This is a genomic window from Beggiatoa alba B18LD, from assembly GCF_000245015.1.
Classification (GTDB): domain Bacteria; phylum Pseudomonadota; class Gammaproteobacteria; order Beggiatoales; family Beggiatoaceae; genus Beggiatoa; species Beggiatoa alba.
The window spans coordinates 331,692-353,118 of the sequence record NZ_JH600070.1 but is presented as its reverse complement, the minus strand read 5'-3'; the positions used below and the strand labels follow the sequence as shown (position 1 = coordinate 353,118).

Genomic DNA, 21,427 nt, shown 5'->3' with positions numbered 1-21,427 from the left:
ATTTTAATTATGTTAAATAAAGAGTTGCCAAATATTTTAATTGTCGATGATGTACCTGCAAATGTGGGTATTTTATTCGAATTTCTCAGCGAAAAAGGCTTTGAAGTATTAGTCGCACGTAATGGTGAGAATGCTTTACAAATTGCTGAATCTATTCGCCCAAACTTGATTTTATTAGATATTATGATGCCTGGTATTGATGGGTTTGAAACCTGTCAATATTTAAAATCGAATCCTAAGACGGCTGATATTCCTGTTATTTTTATGACTGCTTTAGCTGATACTGTCGATAAAATCAAAGGGTTAGAGATGGGGGCGGTCGATTATGTGACTAAGCCATTTCATCAAGAAGAAGTCTTAGCCCGTATTAATACGCATTTAACGATTCGCCGTTTACAACAGGAATTAGAGAGTAATAATAACGAGTTAGCTAGAAAAAATAAAGAGTTGAGCGATAAAAATAGTGAGTTAGATGCATTTGCTCATACGGTTGCACATGATTTAAAAAATCCATTAAGTGCGATGATAGGACTTACTGATTTATTATTAAATATGAATCAGTTAGATGCTCAATCATTGAACTATCTACAAATCATGTTCCAAACGGGACAGAAAATGGTTGAGATTGTTAATAGCTTGTTGTTACTAGCAAAAATTTCTAAAGAGCAGATTAAAACTGAGTCTTTAGACATGACGCAAATTATTAATAATGTACAACAACGCTTGATGCAGTTATTTATTGAGCATCAAGGACAAATTGTTTTACCTGAACAATGGGAGCAGGCTGTTGGTTATCCGCAATGGATTGAGGAAGTTTGGGCTAATTATTTAAGCAATGCATTGAAATATGGCGGAAAACCCCCTTATTTACATTTGGGGTCAACTCGTGAAGGGCGTTTCGTGCGTTTTTGGGTGCGTGATAATGGCAAGGGTTTAACGCCAGATGCACAAGCGAAACTGTTTGCACCGTTTTCCCGCGTAACAACAGGTTCTGAAGAAGGGCATGGCTTAGGTTTATCTATTGTTCAACGTATTATCCATAAATTAGATGGACAAGTTGGTGTGGAGAGTGAATTAAATAAAGGGAGTATTTTTTATTTCACATTGCCTGCGAAAGACGCTTAATTAAAAAGCTCAGAATTATCAATGTCATCAAACAGTATTTCACCTTTCCTTCTCTCAAGCGCATAGAACGCTTGAAGCGTTTTATATACTGAATCATCTTCATTCGAATGTATTCCCAAGGCAATAAGACAGAAAGAATTGTAAAAATATTTCTGTTTTAGGTCTCCTCATGCCTATTGCTGGGTATAAAAGCCAACTAAATCATAAAACTTTTAACCCACAATATTGATGATTATAAAGATTGAATTAACAGATTGTTCTCTCGGCTTATTTTAATCCCACTACACTTAAGGAAGAAGTAGCAGTAAAGAGTGAATTCTTTTAAACCGTTAGGACAAAAATGATGAACATTTATTTACCCTTAACGCGAAATATTGTGTACGGTTGTTGTTTGCTGGTTATGTTTGGCTTCATGGGGTTTGGTACACAGAGCGCGGCTGAAAAATTACATATTACAGGTGTTGTGGATAGCAATAGCGATATTTTTTTGAATAGTCCGTGGGCAGTTGCGGTAAGTCCTGATAATAAACAGGTGGTTGTTGCTAGTCTTGCGGATGATGCATTGTTATTGTTTGAGCGTAATCTGAATACAGGTAAATTAAGTTTATTAGCCAGTTATTTTAATAATGATTCTATTCAAAATATTTCGGGGCTTTCTGCCATTCAAGCAGTGGTGTTTAGCCCTGACGGCTTAAATCTTTATGTGGCGGCAGATAATGCAGTTGTTGTGTTTAGCCGTGATGTAGAAACAGGGTTATTAACTTTTGTAGAAGTACAGCAAAGTGGGCGATTATTGACGTTCGGCACGTTAACATCATTAGTTGCAAGCCCTGATGGTCAGTTTGTTTATGTTGTTAGTCAATCAGAATCTATTTTGTTTGTTTTTAAAAGAGATTTATCCAGCGGTCATTTAACCTTATTAGAAATGCAGCAAGATGGTGTTAATGGAGTGAGTGGGTTAACTGGTGCAAATACAGTGATTACCACAACAGATGGTCAATATGTTTATGTTTCTGGACAAAATAGTCATAGTATTGTGGTTTTTCGTCGTTTAAGTGCTGGAAATTTAGCGTATTTACAAACAGTAAGCAGTGATATTGATAACGTCACAGGCTTGGAAGGCGTTAGTGCATTACTCTTAAGTCGTGATAATCGTTTTTTATATGCCTTAGGGTTAAGTAGCGATAAATTAGTTATCTTTAGTCGTAACACAGACACAGGCTTTTTAAGTTTTGTAGAAGCTGTGGGCAATGAAAATACGGAAACAGCTTTTTTAGACCAACCGATGACGTTAGCCGTCAGTGATGATGATAGAACATTGTATATTGCGAGTTTGGGGGGGAAAGTTGCCTCTTTATCACGTAATTTATTAACAGGTAAGGTTTTGCTGGACGAAGTGTTTACAAGTTCGGATACCGTGCTGACTGAGGCGCGGGCGATGAGTATTAGCCCTGATGGTCACTCCTTATATGTCGCTTCTAGTAAAGACAATGCATTAGTGATTTTCAGCATTGCCAATTATCCAACGGATTTTTTAGGCTTGGGACTAGGTTTTAATATTGATAAAGACGGGCAAATCATCGGCTCATTTCGCTCTCAAGCCAGTTTCTTCGGTAACTTATTCGTTGGTAATTTATTACAAAATACGATTGGACTGGGCGAAAAAACGCAGCTCTCTATTAGTATTAGAAATCCTGAGCAAATTGGGTCAAGCGTCAATATTTACATAACGGCAAAACTACGTAAAACCTTATTACGTGCGGATGATGATGCAGGCGATTGGATGTTAGTCCCAACAGGGAGCGAGCCTGAATCGTGGGAATGGCAACCATGGGATGGCAATCCTGATACGTTACAACCCACGCAAACAGATGTCACGCTGGAAGAAGAGAATAACGCCCAGTATGACACCAGTTTTCCCGCTGAGGGCAGTTGGGAAATTAACACCAGTTATGGTGATTTACCCCCTGATGACACAGGCTATACCGTCAGCAGTGAACAAAATACGTCCGCAACAGTAACTAATGTTCCCTTATTGGGTGGCGCGGTTGCGTATGATGGCGCAAATAATTCGATTAGTTCTGTTTCTACTTTTTATGGTGGCATTGCTGTCAATCAAGGGACTTTTTTACCTGTACAAAGCGTTGTTTTAGCGCAATCTGTTGTCGTCAAGGGGCGGGTTACTGTTGAACCTGCACACCGTACTCAAGTAGCAGAAATTCTTGTCTTTGCGTATTACTCACCGCCAAATATTACAGAGATTGCCCCATTTATGATGGATGGGTACAACCCTGCTTTATGGAATAACCAATTATCTGCGTTAACCTCACTAACATCTGATGTATTATCAGGGGATTACTACGTGACCATGTACAGCGGTAATTTTGTTGCGACAGGACGTTTAATTGTTCGTTTTGGTTATCGACTGGCTGACCATACAGTTGTCTATAGTGCAAATCCGATAGATATTACAATCCGCTAATATTATTAACCTGAGTACGGCGCGTTTCTTTTAAAAAGACAACAGCTTATCTGAATCAGGATTCACAGGAATTTTCAGGATTAGCAGGATTAAAAAGCGTCATTCACCTGACTTTTGGGTTTGAGGGTTTTAAATTCTGCTAATTCTGTTAATTCTGAAAATCCTGATTCAGACAAATGTTTGTCTTTTTAAAAGAAACTCGCAGAACTCAGGTTAATGTAAGGTATTTAAATCTATACCCTTATAAAGAAACAGTCTGACAATACAAAATAATTTTTGTTAGACTGGGGATATTTTTATAAACGCTTTATGCTTGGGATGAACATGATTAGCTTACGTTTTAATACGCAATATGAAAACACTGAAAATCAAGCCTATGTTTGGCGTATTATCGTGGATGGAAAAGAACATTTAGCAACAGATGTTTTATGTTTAGTGCCCACATTTGGGACTAAAGATGAAATTGCGGAAGGGGTTTATAAATGGCACTTATCCTGTGATGGTGTTTTAACATGGGAAGGGACTAAAGCCGTTATTCGTGCGCCTGCAATGACTTAAATCATCGTGCGTAGTGTTAAAACGACACAGGTCTTTTTTTGTCTGAATCAGGATTAGTAGGATTTAAAACCCTTAAACCAAAAAGTAAGATGAATCACGCTTTTTAATTCTGCTAATTCTGAAAATTTTGTGAATTCTGATTCAGACAAGCCATTGTTTCTTTAACAGAAACTCGCCAAGCTCAGGTTGCTTTACGCTAGTTCGGCGAGTGGCGAAAACCGTTTAGAATTTTTCTAAAAAATGTAGGGTGGAATAGCAAAGCGTATTCCACCCTACGATTTATAATCTGTTTTTGCTCAGTTTTTGCAGAATTTCAAGGTGGAATACGCTTCGCTATTCCACCCTACAACATTCAAGCTGTTGTCTTTTTTAAAAAACTCGCAGAACTCAAGTTAGCTCTACCAAAGTTATAAATTTAAAATTGCCTTAATTGATTAATAATTCAGTAGGTTTTAAAGGTAAATTGACCGTAAACGCAACCATCTTTTCATCCTGATTTTCCGCTTTCACACTCCCGCCGTGATACCAGACGATTAAACGCACCATATATAAGCCTAAGCCTAAATGAGGTTCTTTTTTATGGGCATGATTTCGCAAAGACACCATCGATTCGAAAATACGTTCCTGCATATCTAGTGGTAAAGGTGTGCCCTGATTAATAACTCGTAAACGCGCGGTATTACGTTCTTGTTGTAACTCAATCCGAACAGGAATATCAGGGTCAGAAAAATCTACCGCATTCGACACTAATTTATCCAACATTTGCGCAATTAAATCAGGTGCGCCATCAATAGATAATGGATAAGTGATTAATTCTGCCCAAAATCGTTGCTGTGGGTACGCAAGGCGATAACCAGAAATACAGCTATTCACTAATTCTGTTAAATCAAAGCTTTCCCGCTCTACATTTTGTAATGCTTGTTCTAACCGTGTAGCTTCGCTTAAACGGGTAATTAAAGTGCTTAAGCGGTCTATACCTTGTTTTGCACGTTCGATATAAATAGCTGCTTCTTTATCTAAAATTTCTTGTTCTAAGTTTTCTAAAGAAGAACGGACAACAGCAATCGGTGTGCGTAATTCATGCGATAGTCGGCTAGACATCCCTTCTAAATAGGTATTGTATTGTTGTAATTTTTCCAAAATTGCAGAGAAACTGCGGGATAAATCGCCAATTTCATCTTTAGCAGTAGAACCGATTTTAGTCGTTGTGACACGTCCATTATTATCAATCGCGGCTTCTGCCTGATTACGTAAGCGTCGCAAGCGGAAAGACAAACGGGTTGCAAAAAAGACTAGCAATAAAGCGACAAAAAAGAACATTAACAAGGTTTTAGTAAATAAATTTGCAATTGCTTGACGCTGTAAGGTTTGAATGCGGTTACTGGTTTCTTCCACCACGACAACCCCCGCAACTTGCTTATTTACCCAAACAGGATGCGCAAATGAGACAATCACGACTTGTTCATCTTTTGTACCACGCCACCGTTTTTCTGGCTCACCCAATAAGGCTTTATTCACTTCTATCCCCTCCTCTATTCGTTCAGGATTGTTATCATGTGCTTCATTAAATTCTTCTAAATTAGAGGGTAATAACAAGCTAAAAAATGAATTTAAGGGGTTTTCGCCTAAATCGCGCTGTAAATCGCCCCGTTTGGCTAATACTCGTCGCTGTTGGTCTAAAACCCACACTCGTCGCCCTGCGGTTTCCCCTAAAGCGGTTAAAATACCTTCAGCCTCAGGCTCATAAACGAATCGACTTTTGTTTTCATCTCGATAACGAATCGCTGATGTTCCAATAACACTGCGTAAGACGCGCTCGTTATTATCATCGACATCCGCAACAGCAAAACCCATGCGCTCACCGCTTAGAATCTGTAAGGGGATACGCACCTCAACCACATAACCCGCCTTTGTGACTGACCAATGCGCTTGAATTCGAGAATCTGTATCAGGAATGTAATAAGTGCCACGGTTAGATACTTTATAGCCTGTAACCCAACCGTCATTTGTGGGGGGAATCAGATGACGATAAAAACGTCCATCTATTTCTTGTAAAACAATTTCGATATGGTCGCCCTGCTCTACGTTCACCCCTGAAGAAGGGCGATAAATAATTTTATCGTCACGCACGATAAATAAAGCAAACAAATGGCTTTTGCTACGACTGAGTATTAACTGAAAACTAGATGAGTAAGGCATATAACTACTGTGACTGTATAATAAATAGTTATCGTCATACTCTTTTATATAATCAATGACTTCTCGCCAATCATCAATATTGCCATCTAATTGGATAGAATTACGCAAGGAATATTCAGGCAGTTTAATAAAGGGGTCTGCTTGAACAGTATCTAATAAAGTACGATTAAATAAATCAGGTTTATCATTTAAAACGCTGGCAATGGCTTTCGCGCTATCTTTTAAAGAGGTTTCCAAATTTTCGCGCAAATAAATTTCCATTTCACGCACATATTCATATCCTACATAAGGGACTGATAATAAACTCAATGATAACAATAAAACTTTACTGCGAATACTTAAAGTCATCGTTTGAACTCACACTAAAGCGAATAAGTCTAAAAAAGAAAAACGAAAGCCAACACTAATAACCATCAATGTTATGTCGTAAACCGCCCCGCCATTGCAAACATCGTTGCAGGTAGCCAAATATTCCATCCTTGCACCCAACGCGGTACAACAACCCCCAATTTTTCCGCAATCATGCCTAAAGGATAAGCCTGCGAATAAGGAATATAACGTGTTTCAACCGCACCATTCATAACAAATAGCTGTTTTAACGTATTTTTATCGTAATACACCACATGTTCAGGAATTTTAAACGAAGCCCAATTTTTCCCCTGCAATTTCAACCAAAAACTATTCATCGGGGGTGCGGCAAGAATTACCCACGCATTAGGCTTTAAATGTGGTTTTAACCGCTGTAAAAATTCATGTGGGTTGTAAATATGCTCGATAACACCTGTAGAAATTACCGTATCAAACTGTTGACCTTCAGGCAGGGCATCGACACCGCCTAAATACACCGTTACTCCCGTTTCACGCACCCGCGCAACCGCCTCCGCATCAAAATCCGTCGCGCTCAACCGCTGACAAAATGGTTTTGCCTCAGCCAATAAAAACCCATAACCACAACCAATTTCTAACAAATCCTCGCCTAATAAGCCCTGTTGCCTGATTTTTTTCAACAACTGCCGAAAGGTTAAACGCAAACCCGTCGCCTGCTCCAAATAAGACCCCTGCGTCTGTGCATACCCATGTGCGCCACCACCTTTAAAATAATCAGAATTTGCATAAATTTTTAAAATTTCCGCCTCCTTCAAGCGGGGCGACAAATACCATAAGCCACAGCCCCCACATTCGACCACCTGATACGGTGAAAACTGATAAGGACTTTCAGGCTTAGGCTGATTAAGCCCACACAAAGGACAGGCAGGATATTCCAATAATTCCAATGACATCACCATAAACAATACTTAAGTAAGAAAATGAAAGAAAAGAAAACAAATACAGCCATTCAACCCAATAAAACAGCAAAACAGTAAATTTTCTTGAAATCCACAACGACACCCCTACATCGACACCACTTCAAAACAACAAGGAGAATAATGCAATGGTGGTCGATAACCATAAAGAAACACTTGGATTCCAAGCAGAAGTTAAACAACTGCTAGACCTAATGATTCACGCCTTATACAGCAACAAAGAAATCTTTTTACGCGAACTGATTTCTAACGCTTCCGACGCAGCCGATAAACTCCGCTTCGAAGCCCTCTCTGATGACGGACTGTATGAAGGCGACAGTCAACTAAAAATCTGGGTAGAACTCAATCAAGACGCGAAAACCATAACCATCCGCGATAATGGTATCGGCATGTCACGTGAAGAAGTGATTGAAAACATTGGAACGATTGCCAAATCAGGGACACGTCAATTCTTCAAATCCTTAACAGGCGACCAAGCCAAAGATGCCCAACTGATTGGACAATTTGGCGTTGGTTTCTACTCCTCCTTTATCATCGCGGATAAAGTTACCCTGACAACCCGTCGCGCAGGGCTTACCGCCGAACACGGCGTTCGTTGGGAATCCGCAGGCGATGGCGAATATACCATCGAAACTGTTGATAAAGCTCAACGCGGTACGGAAATCATCCTACATTTACGCGCTGACGAAGACGAATTTTTACAAGAATATCGCATAAAAAGTATTATCAAAAAATACTCCGACCACATTACGTTACCCATCGTCATGCCCAGCGTTAGCGTGGACGAAAACGACGAAAATCAAAAAGTCATTAAAGAAGAAATCATCAACAGCGCGACCGCGCTTTGGGTACGTAATAAATCCGAAGTTACTGAAGAAGAATACAACGAATTCTACAAACACGTTGCCCACGATTTCGAACCGCCCTTATTAACCATCCATAACAAAGTAGAAGGCACACTGGAATACAATTTACTCGCCTTCGTTCCCAGTCGTGCGCCGTTTGACCTGTGGGATAGAAACACCCGTAAAGGCATGAAGCTCTACGTTCGCCGTATCTTCATCATGGATGACAGTGAACAACTGCTTCCACCTTATCTGCGTTTCGTCCGTGGGGTTGTGGACAGCAGCGATTTACCGCTCAACGTCTCCCGCGAAATTCTGCAACAAAACAAACAAATTGAATCCATCCGCTCAGGCACGGTGAAAAAAATTCTCAGTGCGTTAGAAGGATTAGCGAAAAACGAACCCGAAAAATATGCTACCTTCTGGCGTGAATTCGGCAAAGTATTAAAAGAAGGCATTGTCGACGACCACAGCAACCGCGAAAAAGTCGCCAAACTTCTCCGCTTCTCAACCACTCACGACGACAACAACGTCCCTGCAATCTCCCTAGATGATTACATTGGACGAATGAAAGAAGGGCAAGAAAAGATTTACTACATCACTGCCGAAACTTTTGCCGCCGCGAAAAATAGCCCCCACTTGGAAATTTTCCGCAAAAAAGGCATTGAAGTTGTTTTACTGTCAGAGCCGATAGATGAATGGCTAGTGATGCACCTCACTGAGTTTGAAGGTAAACAACTACAATCAGTGACAAAAGGCTCATTAGATTTAGGCTCTTTAGAAGACCAAGCCGAAAAGGAACAAGTTGAAAAAGCCAATACCGAAAAGAAACCCTTATTAGAACGGATTCAAAAAGTATTGGGTAACAAAGTTAAAGAAGTGCGCACAACCTACCGTTTAACCACTTCGCCCGCTTGCTTAGTGGCAGATGAAAACGGTATGGATGCGAGCTTAGAACGCTTACTCAAAGCAGCAGGGCAAAGCATCAACAACAGCCAGCCCATTATTGAAATTAACCCTAGCCATCCGCTAATTTTAGCGATGGAACAAGAACAAGACGAAAATCGCTTTAGTGATTGGGCACTGATTTTATTTGATCAAGCCTTACTCAGCGAAGGTGGACAGTTAGAAGACCCTGCCAGTTTTATTAGTCGCTTAAATCAAATGCTGATACAACTTAGCAAAAGTGCGTAATTTTAGAAATCCCAATCAGTAAGTTTTAGAGGACGGCTCTGCCGTCCTTTTTTTGTCTAAATCAGAATTCACAGAGTTTTCAGAATTAGCAGAATTTAAAATCCTCAAACCCAAAAGTCAGGTGAATCACGCTTTTTAATCCTGCTAATTCTGTGAATCCTGATTCAGACAAGCTGTTGTCTTTTTTAAAAGAAACTTGCAAAACTCAAGTTAATATTAATTCATTTTTATAAATAACGTTTAATTTAAGTTTGGTGTTGATAATGAGCATTGAATTAAAAGGAAATTGGAAAAAAGGTTTTGCTTATGATGTGCATACATTAAGTAGTATTTATATGGGATGTGATGAGCGTGGACATGAACAATGGGATACGACTCGTACCGAAATGGGAGAGTTGATTTACCAACTTAAATATCAGAACAATTTAGCTGTTATTGATAAAATCATTGAACTACTTAATATTTATAAAGGATTAAACACATTAGATGCTATTATTCCTATCCCCCCCAGTAAGCAGAGAGAAATTCAACCTGTTTATGAAATCGCAAAAGCGTTAAGCAAAAAAATCAATGTTCCTCTTCAACCTGTTTTAAATAAGCATCCCATCGAACAAGAATTAAAAAATATAGAAAACCCTATTGAAAGAGAAACACTTTTGTATAAAAGTTTATTTTTACATCAAGATGTTATGCTTTCAGATAAAAATGTTTTATTGCTAGATGATTTATATCGTTCTGGTTCGACTTTGCGGATTGCAACAGATATTCTTTATAAACAAGCTAAAGTAAAAAACGTTTTTGTTTTAACCATGACTAAGACGCGGAGTAAAACATGAGCACGGTCTTTATTTCAGGCTCAAGAAACCTGAGTCGTTTAACTTCACCAGTTTCTGCACGATTACAAAATTTAATTATGTTGCAATTTAATATTGTTGTGGGCGATGCAAATGGTGCAGATAAGGCAGTGCAACATTACTTATACAGTCAACACTATACGTCTGTAAAAGTATTTTGTGCGGGGCATGTTTGTCGAAATAATATCGGCAATTGGGAAGTTGAGCACGTTATCGTTGACCCTAAATTATCGGGACGCGCTTTTTATACACAGAAAGATAAAGCAATGGCAGACATAGCCGATTATGGTTTTGTTATTTGGGATGGAAAAAGCCAAGGTGCTTTTAACAATATCGTTACATTATTAACACAACAGAAAAAAGTGTTACTTTATTTTGCACCTAAACAACTTTTTCATACTTTGCGAACAGTTAGCGAGATACAAACAATTATTGAGCAGGAAAAACAAAAAGAAGAAATTATTTCCATACAAACGCCACTTTCACTTTTTCAACCAACCGCCTAACTTTCCCCAAAAAGTATTGTTGTGTTTTTCCTTGCTTGATGGATTTCACGCAATTTTGCATAAATTGCAAATTTCTGAAATAGTCGCATTTAAATTTTTTAATTCCTTTTTTTCATGCTGTTGTACACCAACGATTAACACAATTGTTTGAGTCATTCCCCTCTGCTTTTAAATTTCACCTTATTCTGTGCTTATTCTCTACAATAAGCCCTTGTTAATCCAAATAGACTATAAAAACCTCATTTGTATCTCTTATTTTCACCTTATAATAAATACCGACTTTTTCACTCTAAAAATATTCCTTAAAAAAAGAAGCTCAATTATGACAGTTCGCACCCGTTTTGCCCCTAGTCCGACAGGTTATTTACACGTTGGCGGTGTTCGTACCGCTTTGTATTCTTGGCTTTATGCACGTCAGCATCAAGGTGAGTTCATTCTGCGCATTGAAGATACTGACCGCGAACGCTCAACGGAGGAAGCCGTACAGGTGATTTTAGAGGGGATGGCGTGGTGTGGTTTAAATCATGATGGCGATGTCCCCCGCCAAACCCAGCGTTTTGACCGTTATAAACAGGTAATTCAGCAGTTGTTAGACGAGGGTAAAGCCTATTATTGTTATTGTTCAAAAGAGGAAGTCGAGCAAATGCGTGCCGAGCAAATGGCGCGTAAGGAAAAACCGCGTTATAACGGTTATTGGCGCGACCGTCAGGAAACACCGCCCGCCGATGTGCAACCCGTTGTCCGTTTTAAAAATCCGTTATCGGGCAATGTGGTTTTTGACGATATGATTAAGGGACAAATTAGTGTCAGCAATGAGGAGTTAGATGATTTAATCATTGCTCGCGCTGATGGTACGCCAACTTATAACTTCTGTGTGGTGGTGGATGATTGGGATATGGGTATCACTCATGTGATTCGTGGTGATGACCATGTGAATAATACACCAAGACAAATTAATATTTTACAGGCATTAGGGGCGCAAATTCCGAAATATGCGCATGTGCCGATGATTTTAGGTAATGACGGGCAACGTTTGTCGAAACGTCATGGCGCGGTTAGTGTGATGAATTATAAAGAGGATGGTTTTTTACCTGAGGCTTTATTGAATTATCTCATTCGGTTAGGTTGGGCAAATGGGGATCAGGAAATATTCTCAATTGAGGACATGCTGCAATTGTTTAAAATCGAGAATGTTAATAGCGCGCCATCTGCGTTTAACACAGATAAGTTGTTATGGTTAAACCAGCATTATATTAAAACGGGGAATCCTGAAAGAATTGCTGAACATTTGGCTTATCAATTTCAATTATTAGGTATTGATGCGAATAATGGTGTTGCGTTACCGCGTGTTGTTACGGCTTTAGCCGAGCGGGCAAAAACGTTGCGGGAAATGGCGGAAAGTAGTCGGATGTTTTATGTAGAACTTGTTGATTATGATACGACTGCCGTTCAAAAACATTTAACAGCGGATACAAAAACGACGTTAAGCACATTATGTGAGCAGTTTGCGACATTGACAACATGGCAGGCAGAGCCTATTCATGCGGTGATTCATGCAGTTAGTGAGCAGTTAGGCTTAAAAATGGGTAAGGTAGCGCAACCGTTGCGGGTCGCTGTGACGGGGGGCACGGTTTCCCCATCGATAGACATTACGCTGGCATTAATTGGACAAGAAAGAACATTAAAACGCTTACAGCAAGCGATTGGCTTGATTGTTGTATAAAAGCGTGTAGCACAGTAACCGTATTAACATGCGATATGAATGTATCGCATTGTAGAGAATGGAGATTATGGATACATTAACACGTAGAACAATTCATGTCATTATTCAAATCCCTGATGGGAATTTATTAAAAGGGACTTTGTTAATCGAGCGTAATTCTCGATTATCTGATGTGTTGAATAACGCAAAAGACTTTATCGTCTTAATGGATTATGAGGATAAAGCGCACATCATTAATAAGCGTCATATTGTGCAGGCGATTGAGTTGGAAGAGTTAAAAATCAATTAGTTTTATTCTGTTGGGTTGTTTTAATAAAAGCGGAATGAGTTGGCTTTATGTTAAAAGTTAATAAATCCCGCTTTTTTGAGAACCCTCTTATGCGCGTCAAAGACTATCTTAATTTTGTAAAAATAACGCTTTAGCAATCAACCCCGCTGTTTTCCCTATACACATCTGCGCAAATCTTCATTACGCTTAAGCATATTCTCCATTCATTACTTAAAAAAAATATCATGCCACGTTTAAATGCTTCTCATCTTGCTGATTTATATCGCATCACTGCGCAAACTTATGGAAACCGCCCCGCATTTGTGTATAAAAAAAATAAGGAATGGACACCCGTCAGTTTTCAAGATTTATACGAATCAGGATTAAATCTCGCAACAGGCTTAATTAGCGTGGGGGTAGAAGCACGTAGCCATGTGGGTTTATTAGCGGATAATCGTATCGAATGGATTTATGCGGATTGTGCTGTGCAATTGTGCGGGGCGGCGGATGTACCGCGTGGGAGCGATGTTTCACAAGCGGATATTGCTTACATTCTGCAACATGCAGAAGTCAGCGTCGTATTTGTGGAGGATGTCGCCCTGCTGAAAAAAGTGCAAGCCGTTGAGTTACCATTAATCAAAATCATTATTTTAATGGATAATCAGGGCTATACAGAAGGTTCAGACCCGCGTGTACAATCCTTATATACCCTGATGGAATTAGGCAAACAACGCCGTGCACAAGGGGATAGACAAGTAGAGGAGCGTGTTGCGGGGATTTTGCCCAGTGATTTATTTACTTTAATCTATACCTCTGGAACAACGGGCACACCGAAAGGCGTGATGTTGCCTCATTCTAATATGATTGCACAGATTGCCAGCGTGCAAGACTTGCCGATTCAAGTTGTGCCAGAAGACCGTTTTTTATCCATTCTGCCCGTTTGGCATATTTTTGAGCGAGTGATTGAAATGGTTGCCGTTTATTACGGTGCGCCAACGTATTACACCAATGTTCGCCAATTAGCAGAAGATTTAAAAACCGTTCGCCCAACATTAATGGCATCTGCCCCCCGTTTATGGGAAAGCATTTACCAACGTATTTTAGCCACACTAAAAAATGCCAGCCCTATACGGAAAACCTTGTTTAATCTAGCTTATGCCTGCGCTCGTCAATTTCATCTGGCACAAGATTTTTTAAAAGGCAATCAACTAGACATCACGGGTAGAAGTGCCGCCGAATCGGCAGGGCTAACCGTTTTAAATCTAGGACGATTAGCTATCTTTTTCCTACCATACAAACTATTAGATACCATTGTGCTCAGTAAATTACGCGCCGTGACGGGGGGATGTTTTCGCGGAACAGTGTCAGGCGGTGGCGCGTTACCGCGTCATATCGATGAGTTTTTCAATTTTATCGGCATTCCGATTTTAGAAGGCTATGGCTTAACAGAAGGCATGGTGCTATCAGTGCGCACCTTTGGACAACGGGTTATTGGCACTGTCGGGGTTTTATTCCCCATTACAACCATTCGCATTGTCGATATTAATACCAACGAAGTGTTATACCCCAATCCTGCCAAAAAAGGCGAAGGGCGTGGCTTGCAAGGCGAAATCCACGTAAAAGGTGAGCAAGTCATGCATTCATATTATAAAAATGATGAAGCAACTGCCAAAGCGTTTAAAGAAGATGGATGGCTCAATACGGGGGATTTAGGGATTTTTACCTTTAACAATAGTTTGAAAATCACAGGACGTTCAAAAGATACAATTGTATTGTTAGGTGGAGAAAATGTAGAACCTGTGCCGATAGAAACCCGTTTATGTCAATCAGATTTGATTGAACAATGCATGTTAGTGGGGCAAGATAAAAAAACAATTGGGGTCTTGTTAGTGCCTGCTTTAGAAGGATTTAAGAAATTAGGCATTACGGCGGAAAACGTAGCGGAATTAAGTCAACAACCTGCTGTCCGTGAGCATTTAGTACAAGCGGTGAAAACCTTAATTTCTACGAAACAAGGCTTTAAACCCTTTGAAGTCATTCAAGATGTGTATGTATTGGATAAACCCTTTGAAGTCGGTGATGAATTAACCAATTTATTTAAATTAAAACGCCACGTGATTACAGCAAAATATCAAGCCGTGATTCAACAAATGTATGCCGATGAATAAATTAATCTGAGTTCGGCAGGTTTTATAAAATAAAACAGAGACTTGCTAGGCTTTCAAAACCTAGCAAGTCTTTTTTGTCTGAATCAGAATTCACAGAATTTTCAGAATTAAAAAGCATGATTCATCTTACTTTTTGGTTTAAGGGTTTTAAATTCCGCTAATTCTGTTAATTCTGAAAATTCTGATTCAGACAATGTTGTAATCTTGTCTGGTGAATCCTGATTAAAATAGCTAAAGCGATTTTACGCCTGAACGCCCTGTTTAATGGGTAAATTCTCACAGAACTCAGGTTGATTATTGTTCAACCTTGAAATGCTCTGCCAAATAAGTCGGAAAATCAACGCCGACTAGTTTAAAACGAATTCCAAAACGCTCTTCCATTTTATCGGCTTCTTTCTGAGTTGGACGAATAAAAGCAACCTCAGTAAAAGCAGGATTATTCGTTAAAATTTCCAACAAAGCAGGCGGATTAGGGCTATAGCCTTCTAATTCCGCAACCCCTGTTTCTATTTTTAACCCCGTTATCCAACTATTTTTTGGAATTAACTCATTTAATTTATTCATTAAATCAGTAATATGTTGCTGTGGAAAGTTTTTCACAGACGCGAGATAATCTTCTATTTCAACCACTTCATTGCGTAATTGTGTCACGTCAACAGTACGACTTTTTACCTCTGCAAGTTTGCGTTCTAAACGTAATTCACGATGGATAGCATAACCCAAACTTAAGATACCAAGCCCGACGATAACCCCCGCCATAACGGCTAATTGTCGGCGTTTTTTCCGTTGTTGCAATTGTTGGGTATGTTTTTGAGTACCTGTCGGTAAAAAACCATACCCATAAACGGCTGAAATAGGCATCGGCAAGCTGTCCCATGCTTCCGTATTCCCTTTATACAACGCATTATCCTGATTAAACGCAGCTAAATTCGTCTGAAACTGCTTATTAAATTCCTCATCTGCACAATCCGCTTTTAACACATGTAACCAGCGACGAATGGCACTGCCTGACCATTCAATGGCAGTGACGGTATTATCATCTTCATCAATTAAATAACCCGCCTTATCTGCTGGACTAGGTAACATGATAAGAATACGAGGAAAAATAGTTGCGAGGAATAAGCCTTGTTTTTCAAACTCGGTAAATAATTCATCCGCTCGCCGTGCTGAAAGCCAAAGCGCGACGGTTGCGCCTGTATGATTTTGTGGTTGCACCGCAAGTAACAACGGGTCTGCAACACCGGGTAATAAAGTTGGCAATTGCAAATGCACCGCATTTTTTAAATTAGCGGGCGCGATAGTGGGTAAATTTAAACTGGTCGCCACAAATTCATCATTCGGTAACGCCAACGCAATACGGGCTTGTTGGTCAGTATTCGGCAATAAACGGCGAGCCGCTTCAGCAATTTCAGTCGCGGTGAGTTTTAGTAAAGACTCATCATCTTGCGCAATTAAATCTTGTTTTTCTGCATGGAATAAAGCATTACCGCGTACAATCAAGCAAATATCGGCTTTTTGTGCTGTCGCGCTACGTTTCAATAAAGGAGGTATGGTTAATTTCATGTGTGTTCAGGTACTAAAGTCTTAGGGGCAAGCATTTCCACTGCCCAGCCCGCAGGTTGAGCCAGTTGCCAATACATCGTTAAACCCATGTCCACTAAATCAGTGGTTAAAAAAGGATTGTAATATGGGTCGCCTTGTTGCAACCACGTTGCCCACTGTTCACAAAATTGTTGACGGTCTGTTGCTGACCAATCGCAAGGTTCTTGCCAGTATTCTACTGACTGAAAGCGGGCAAAAGGCGTATAAACCGTGCGCCAACCCGCTTGCAATGCCCGCAATGCAAAATCAAACAAGGCATAAGGACTGTGATAATCCATCGTTAAGCCTGTTAATGCGCGGACTGTTTCACGCTTTATCGCACAGCAAAATGGATGCGGAATGCTGACATTATGCGCGATAGCCGTCATTGCCATATAATTCGGTGCAGTTTCAGGATGATGCTGATACAAAGCAAGCGGTAAACCATTCGGACGCTGTACCCAACCCGCGTGCAAAATCTGCTTTTCACCATTTAATACTTTTCCCGTTACCATGCCAACGGCAGACAGTTGCAACCAACCCAATAAGGCTTGAATCGCTGTGTCGTCTAAAGGCTGTAAATCGTCGGCAAGAATCACAAAATAAGCCACTTCCGTCGGCGCGTTTTCTACTGCTTGATTCAGACAGTTTACATAATCTACATCGACAGGTAACGTTAAAATCTGATAATGCTCGGCAGGGACGGGCGCGAATGTAATTTGATAATTCCCACGCCATAAGGCTTTATTTTCCGTTACTTGTGCATTTACAACTTGTTGACGTGCTAAAGATTCTTGTAACGCACGAATACCCGCTTGATAAGCATACTCTTTCGCATTATGTGCTAACGCAACAGAATGTTGATGTTGTCGCCAATGATATAAAACCCGCGCAATATGCTGTACTTTAACGCCTTTATCCCGCGCTCGTAAAATCAAATCATAATCTTGCGAGCCTTCAAATTCAGGACGTACCCCGCCTAATTCATTTAATAAAGTACGACGATAAACCATTAAATGAAATAAATAATTTCCTGACAATAACGTTTCTGGCGACCACTGAGGCTTAAACAGATGCATAAAGCGAAACCCAGTCGGCGAAATCATATCGCGGTCGGTGTAAACAATATCGGTTTCTGGCATCTCTCGCAGGGTTTTTGCCACCCAATAAAGCGCGTCGGGTGCGAGGCGGTCATCATGGTCTAAAAACGCGACATAATCGCCCGTAGCCATCGCAATCGCTTGATTCGTCGCGGGACAAATGCCTAAATTTTGTGGGGCGTAATGGACTTTAATCCGCGTATCGTGTTCTGTTAAGGCTTGTAAACAATGTAAACTGTCTGCACTTGAACTGCCATCATCGACTAAACACAATTCCCAATACGGATAACTCTGTGTTTGCACAGAATAAATACATTCGCGGAGAAAGTCAGGTGGGGTATTATAAACAGGGGTTACAAGGCTAATTTTAAGCGGATTTTCCCACGTACAGGATTCATCACGCTGTTGTTGCCACTCTTCTAAACTTAAAAAACTGTAGTGAAATAGCCATGCTTGATATTCAATCCATTCACTGCTTGCCCAACGTTTTAAATCAATCGCGGTCGGTTTATCGACTAAGGGCACAACAGGCGCGGGTTCAGGTTGTTTAGGACGAAATAAAGAAAGAAGTCGGGAAAATGGCACGATAAGATATATTTTTAGAAAATAGGATTAGGATTTTATAGAACATTATCGTTTTTTCAATTAAATGCATATAAAATATTTCTAATAATTTAAGTGTTCTATATATAGAACTGCTTAAAATTTAACTTAACAAAGTTATACACTATATAACTTAGAATCTAAATTAACGTTTAATTATTTTTAGTAAAGCTAGGAGTATTAAAGATGGAATTAACTTTGTATTTTCGTCGTTACGACCTACTAATTATATTTTTTTGTTGTATTAGTAATTATGTTTTTGCTGACTCTCAAAATAGTTATATAAAGGGAGTTGAGTGGTGTAAAAAAGATCGTTGCAATTTTTTAAATGAGAATGATGCATTGTGCCATTGGAATATAATGTGTGCTTCCAATGAGGCAGTAGAAAATAGAGCAGAACACCTTAAACAATTTTTATCAAGTTGTGAAAAATATGGTTGGTATGCAATGCGAAGTGATGAGGACTATAAGGGCATAGGTATTGATGTCTTTCAAGTGGCTAAAGACTCAGATGCTATGCAACGTATGGGGGTTGTACAAACTTCAAGTCCTGCATGTTATTTGGGAATTGTTCCTCAAAAAATGATATATTTTAAATATAGAATAATACCTTGTAAAAGCTTAACAGTGGCACTTGATGCTCAAACAAATGGAAGCAGATTTGAGTGGATTATATCTGATGGTCAAAAAGTACAAGGAAAAAACACTGAAGTATCATTCAAAAAACCAGGAACATATAAAATTAGTCTGGTTGTAGACGGGCAAACCTCTTCAACTGCAACAAAAGAGGTGACTCTAGCACCACAAACATTGGAAATAATAGATTTAGCATGTGAAGATAAATCAGAGTGTAAAGGAACTTCTTTATTGACTAAAAACAAAGATAATATAGTTGTTCCAAAATCACCACGAGAACTTAATACCTCAATGATTGTTGAACGTACTGGCATTGTAACTGATGGTATTTCTAAGTTGCTTTTACGATTGAGAACAGACAAACCAGTTGAATTTAGTATTAAAAATAATGATTCTGATTGTAAATTAGGAGTGTTAAAAACGCGAGATTTGACAACTAGTAGTTGCAAAACTTTGAAGATAGAGCCTGAAGATACGGGTGATGGTGGGAAATGTGTTTTTGCAATTTATGAAGCTCCTAATACTTTTCCTCAAGATCAGTCCAAGGCTACATTTCAATATAAAGTAATTCAAGACCAACAAACTACAACTGAAACAAGTATAACCCTTTATAAACAGCCAGTAATACTGCTACATGGTTTATGGAGTAATAGCCATGCATGGGATGGTTTGGCATCGGAGTTAAGCAAAAGTGGCTATCCAGCAATATCTGTTGGGTATAGTCCAAGCATAGTTCCCGGTGAATATCCAGGTGCCGAAACATTTGATCCTGAAAATAATCCTGTTGGGCCGCCAGAACTAAAAAAAGGGATTGAGCAAGAGCTAAAAAAACAGAGAGATGCAGGAATCGCTACTAGCCAAGTCAATATAGTTGCCCATAGTATGGGAGGGCTTGTTGCTCGTTCATTGATTAAATATAAAAAAAATCAGTATGAATATCAACGTTTAGATAATTATATGAAGGGGGATTTTGCTAGACTAATTACTGTTGGAACACCTCATAGTGGTACTCGAGTAGCTGACTTATTAGTTCATAATAAATGTCATACTAAACAAGTTTGTTTTGGTAAAGTTCCTACAAAAAAAGAGCCTAAAGTAATGACATTTGGTCTTTGTGAAGATATGACATTAGAAGCCTTTTTTAAAGGGTTGGGGCATCCTATTGGCCCAGCAGTTTATGATCTGCAAACAGGAAGTACAGCCTTGCAACATTTAGGAGCCAGCGATGTTTATGCTCACACTATTGCAGGAATTACTCCTTTACCTATACATTTTATTTTTGTTCCTATTTTTTATTATTCTGTTCCTGTTCTTGTTCCTACTCCTGTTTTTATTCTTATTCCTATTCCCATTGAAACTACAGATTCAGAAAAGCTCAATGAGATTGATTTTATTTTTGATGCAGTTAGTCAATTGCGATTTGTGAATGAATATTTAATTCAGGCATTTAATATAACAGCCATTGGTGATAATAGAAAAGATAATCCTTATAACTCTACTGCTCCTGTTGATACTATAAATGAATTGTTTCGTGGCGAAGCACACGATTCGACTGTGCCTGTTTCAAGCCAACAAGGTGGACTTACTGGAGATAATATAACTATATTACAAAATCTTGTCACTCATACACAAGAAACTAAATCTACAGAAGTTTGGATGCAAGTTAAGAAACTCTTAAATACACCAACTACTTCTCAGGTATTTGCTCAAGGATTACCTAAGGCTAACTTAGAAAACTATAGCAATAAAAACTTTGAGTTAGATAAAGAACGTTGTACTGTTTCACAAAATAATGTAAACGCATTTTACTTTCCCGAATTAATTTTTGATTTTTTGAAGTCTATTTCACTTATTACACCAGCGTATGCTGTTGTTACAACATCAACATACACTACTCAGCCAACAAGTCTTGTTACGGGTACATTTGAACCAATAGAAGGAACTGTTGTCAAACCTGATGAGAAAATAACACTTCGCTTTGATATTCAAGGAGGGATACCCCAAAAAGGAGCTATATTCCGAATTGGTAGCACCCTAATTCCTATAATGGGAGAGTCTCCGTATATTGTTGAATATACTCCATCTAATGAAGATATGGGTAAAATACCAATTACTATTTTTACTCTCAATGATAGTCCTCAAAATAATATGTACAGTTTTGAATCCTATATAGTAGTTTCAAATCGGAAAACATCCAATAAAGCGAAATAACGCTAAGTTTAATTTAAGAGTAGTGCTAAACAAAAAGGATACGCCTATCTTTAGGCTCAGTTTGTAGTTT

The 21,427-nt window shown here is 39.1% G+C and carries 14 protein-coding genes; 10 read left to right on the top strand and 4 right to left on the bottom strand.

Annotated elements, in window-relative coordinates; genetic code table 11:
* Positions 1-9: 9 nt before the first annotated feature.
* The 3 genes from BEGALDRAFT_RS01350 (at position 10) to BEGALDRAFT_RS01340 (ending at position 4,165) form a co-directional block, all read left to right on the top strand.
* Positions 10-1,125: a sensor histidine kinase gene (locus tag BEGALDRAFT_RS01350; RefSeq protein WP_002682895.1), complete on the top strand. Its 1,116-nt coding sequence runs from the start codon at positions 10-12 to the stop codon at positions 1,123-1,125.
* Between the two features lie 340 nt (positions 1,126-1,465).
* Positions 1,466-3,607, top strand: coding sequence for a beta-propeller fold lactonase family protein (locus BEGALDRAFT_RS01345; RefSeq protein ID WP_002682893.1), 2,142 nt, complete (start codon positions 1,466-1,468; stop codon positions 3,605-3,607).
* 324 nt (positions 3,608-3,931) lie between these two features.
* Positions 3,932-4,165 carry a hypothetical protein gene (locus tag BEGALDRAFT_RS01340; protein WP_002682891.1) on the top strand — a complete coding sequence of 78 codons (234 nt, stop codon included), beginning with the start codon at positions 3,932-3,934 and terminating at the stop codon, positions 4,163-4,165.
* Positions 4,166-4,591: 426 nt separating this feature from the next.
* On the opposite strand, the gene pdsS is transcribed toward BEGALDRAFT_RS01340, so the two are convergent.
* Together pdsS and BEGALDRAFT_RS01330 are read right to left on the bottom strand one after the other, a co-directional pair.
* The gene (gene pdsS, locus BEGALDRAFT_RS01335) at positions 4,592-6,712 is read right to left on the bottom strand and encodes a proteobacterial dedicated sortase system histidine kinase (RefSeq protein WP_002682889.1); all 2,121 of its coding nucleotides are present in this window, start codon (positions 6,710-6,712) and stop codon (positions 4,592-4,594) included.
* A gap of 71 nt (positions 6,713-6,783) precedes the next feature.
* Positions 6,784-7,650 (bottom strand): class I SAM-dependent methyltransferase, encoded by an 867-nt coding sequence (locus BEGALDRAFT_RS01330; RefSeq protein WP_002682887.1) that lies wholly within the window; start codon positions 7,648-7,650, stop codon positions 6,784-6,786.
* 146 nt (positions 7,651-7,796) lie between these two features.
* On the opposite strand from BEGALDRAFT_RS01330, the gene htpG reads away from it, so the two are divergent.
* The 6 genes from htpG (at position 7,797) to BEGALDRAFT_RS01300 (ending at position 15,226) form a co-directional block, all read left to right on the top strand.
* Positions 7,797-9,707: a molecular chaperone HtpG gene (htpG, locus tag BEGALDRAFT_RS01325; RefSeq protein ID WP_002682886.1), complete on the top strand. Its 1,911-nt coding sequence runs from the start codon at positions 7,797-7,799 to the stop codon at positions 9,705-9,707.
* A gap of 263 nt (positions 9,708-9,970) precedes the next feature.
* The gene (locus BEGALDRAFT_RS01320; RefSeq protein WP_002682884.1) at positions 9,971-10,543 is read left to right on the top strand and encodes a ComF family protein; all 573 of its coding nucleotides are present in this window, start codon (positions 9,971-9,973) and stop codon (positions 10,541-10,543) included.
* Positions 10,540-11,067: a hypothetical protein gene (locus tag BEGALDRAFT_RS01315; protein WP_002682882.1), complete on the top strand. Its 528-nt coding sequence runs from the start codon at positions 10,540-10,542 to the stop codon at positions 11,065-11,067. Before BEGALDRAFT_RS01320 ends, BEGALDRAFT_RS01315 begins: the two co-directional genes overlap by 4 nt.
* Positions 11,068-11,389: 322 nt before the next feature.
* Positions 11,390-12,790 (top strand): glutamate--tRNA ligase, encoded by a 1,401-nt coding sequence (gltX, locus tag BEGALDRAFT_RS01310; protein WP_002682878.1) that lies wholly within the window; start codon positions 11,390-11,392, stop codon positions 12,788-12,790.
* Positions 12,791-12,857: 67 nt separating this feature from the next.
* On the top strand, positions 12,858-13,079 hold the full coding sequence (locus BEGALDRAFT_RS01305) for a DUF6812 domain-containing protein (protein WP_002682876.1): 222 nt from the start codon (positions 12,858-12,860) through the stop codon (positions 13,077-13,079).
* 224 nt (positions 13,080-13,303) lie between these two features.
* The gene (locus BEGALDRAFT_RS01300) at positions 13,304-15,226 is read left to right on the top strand and encodes an AMP-dependent synthetase/ligase (RefSeq protein WP_002682875.1); all 1,923 of its coding nucleotides are present in this window, start codon (positions 13,304-13,306) and stop codon (positions 15,224-15,226) included.
* Positions 15,227-15,520: 294 nt separating this feature from the next.
* On the opposite strand, the gene BEGALDRAFT_RS01295 is transcribed toward BEGALDRAFT_RS01300, so the two are convergent.
* Both BEGALDRAFT_RS01295 and BEGALDRAFT_RS01290 read right to left on the bottom strand, forming a co-directional pair.
* Positions 15,521-16,789, bottom strand: a complete 1,269-nt coding sequence (locus tag BEGALDRAFT_RS01295) for a PilN domain-containing protein (RefSeq protein ID WP_002682873.1) — start codon at positions 16,787-16,789, stop codon at positions 15,521-15,523.
* Positions 16,786-18,492, bottom strand: a complete 1,707-nt coding sequence (locus BEGALDRAFT_RS01290; RefSeq protein ID WP_002682872.1) for a glycosyltransferase — start codon at positions 18,490-18,492, stop codon at positions 16,786-16,788. The genes BEGALDRAFT_RS01295 and BEGALDRAFT_RS01290 overlap by 4 nt, the downstream gene beginning before the upstream one ends.
* Positions 18,493-18,696: 204 nt before the next feature.
* Between BEGALDRAFT_RS01290 and BEGALDRAFT_RS01285 the strand changes: the two genes are divergently transcribed.
* Entirely contained in the window at positions 18,697-21,357 is a 2,661-nt protein-coding gene (locus BEGALDRAFT_RS01285; RefSeq protein ID WP_002682870.1) for an alpha/beta hydrolase, read from the top strand.
* Positions 21,358-21,427: the final 70 nt, after the last annotated feature.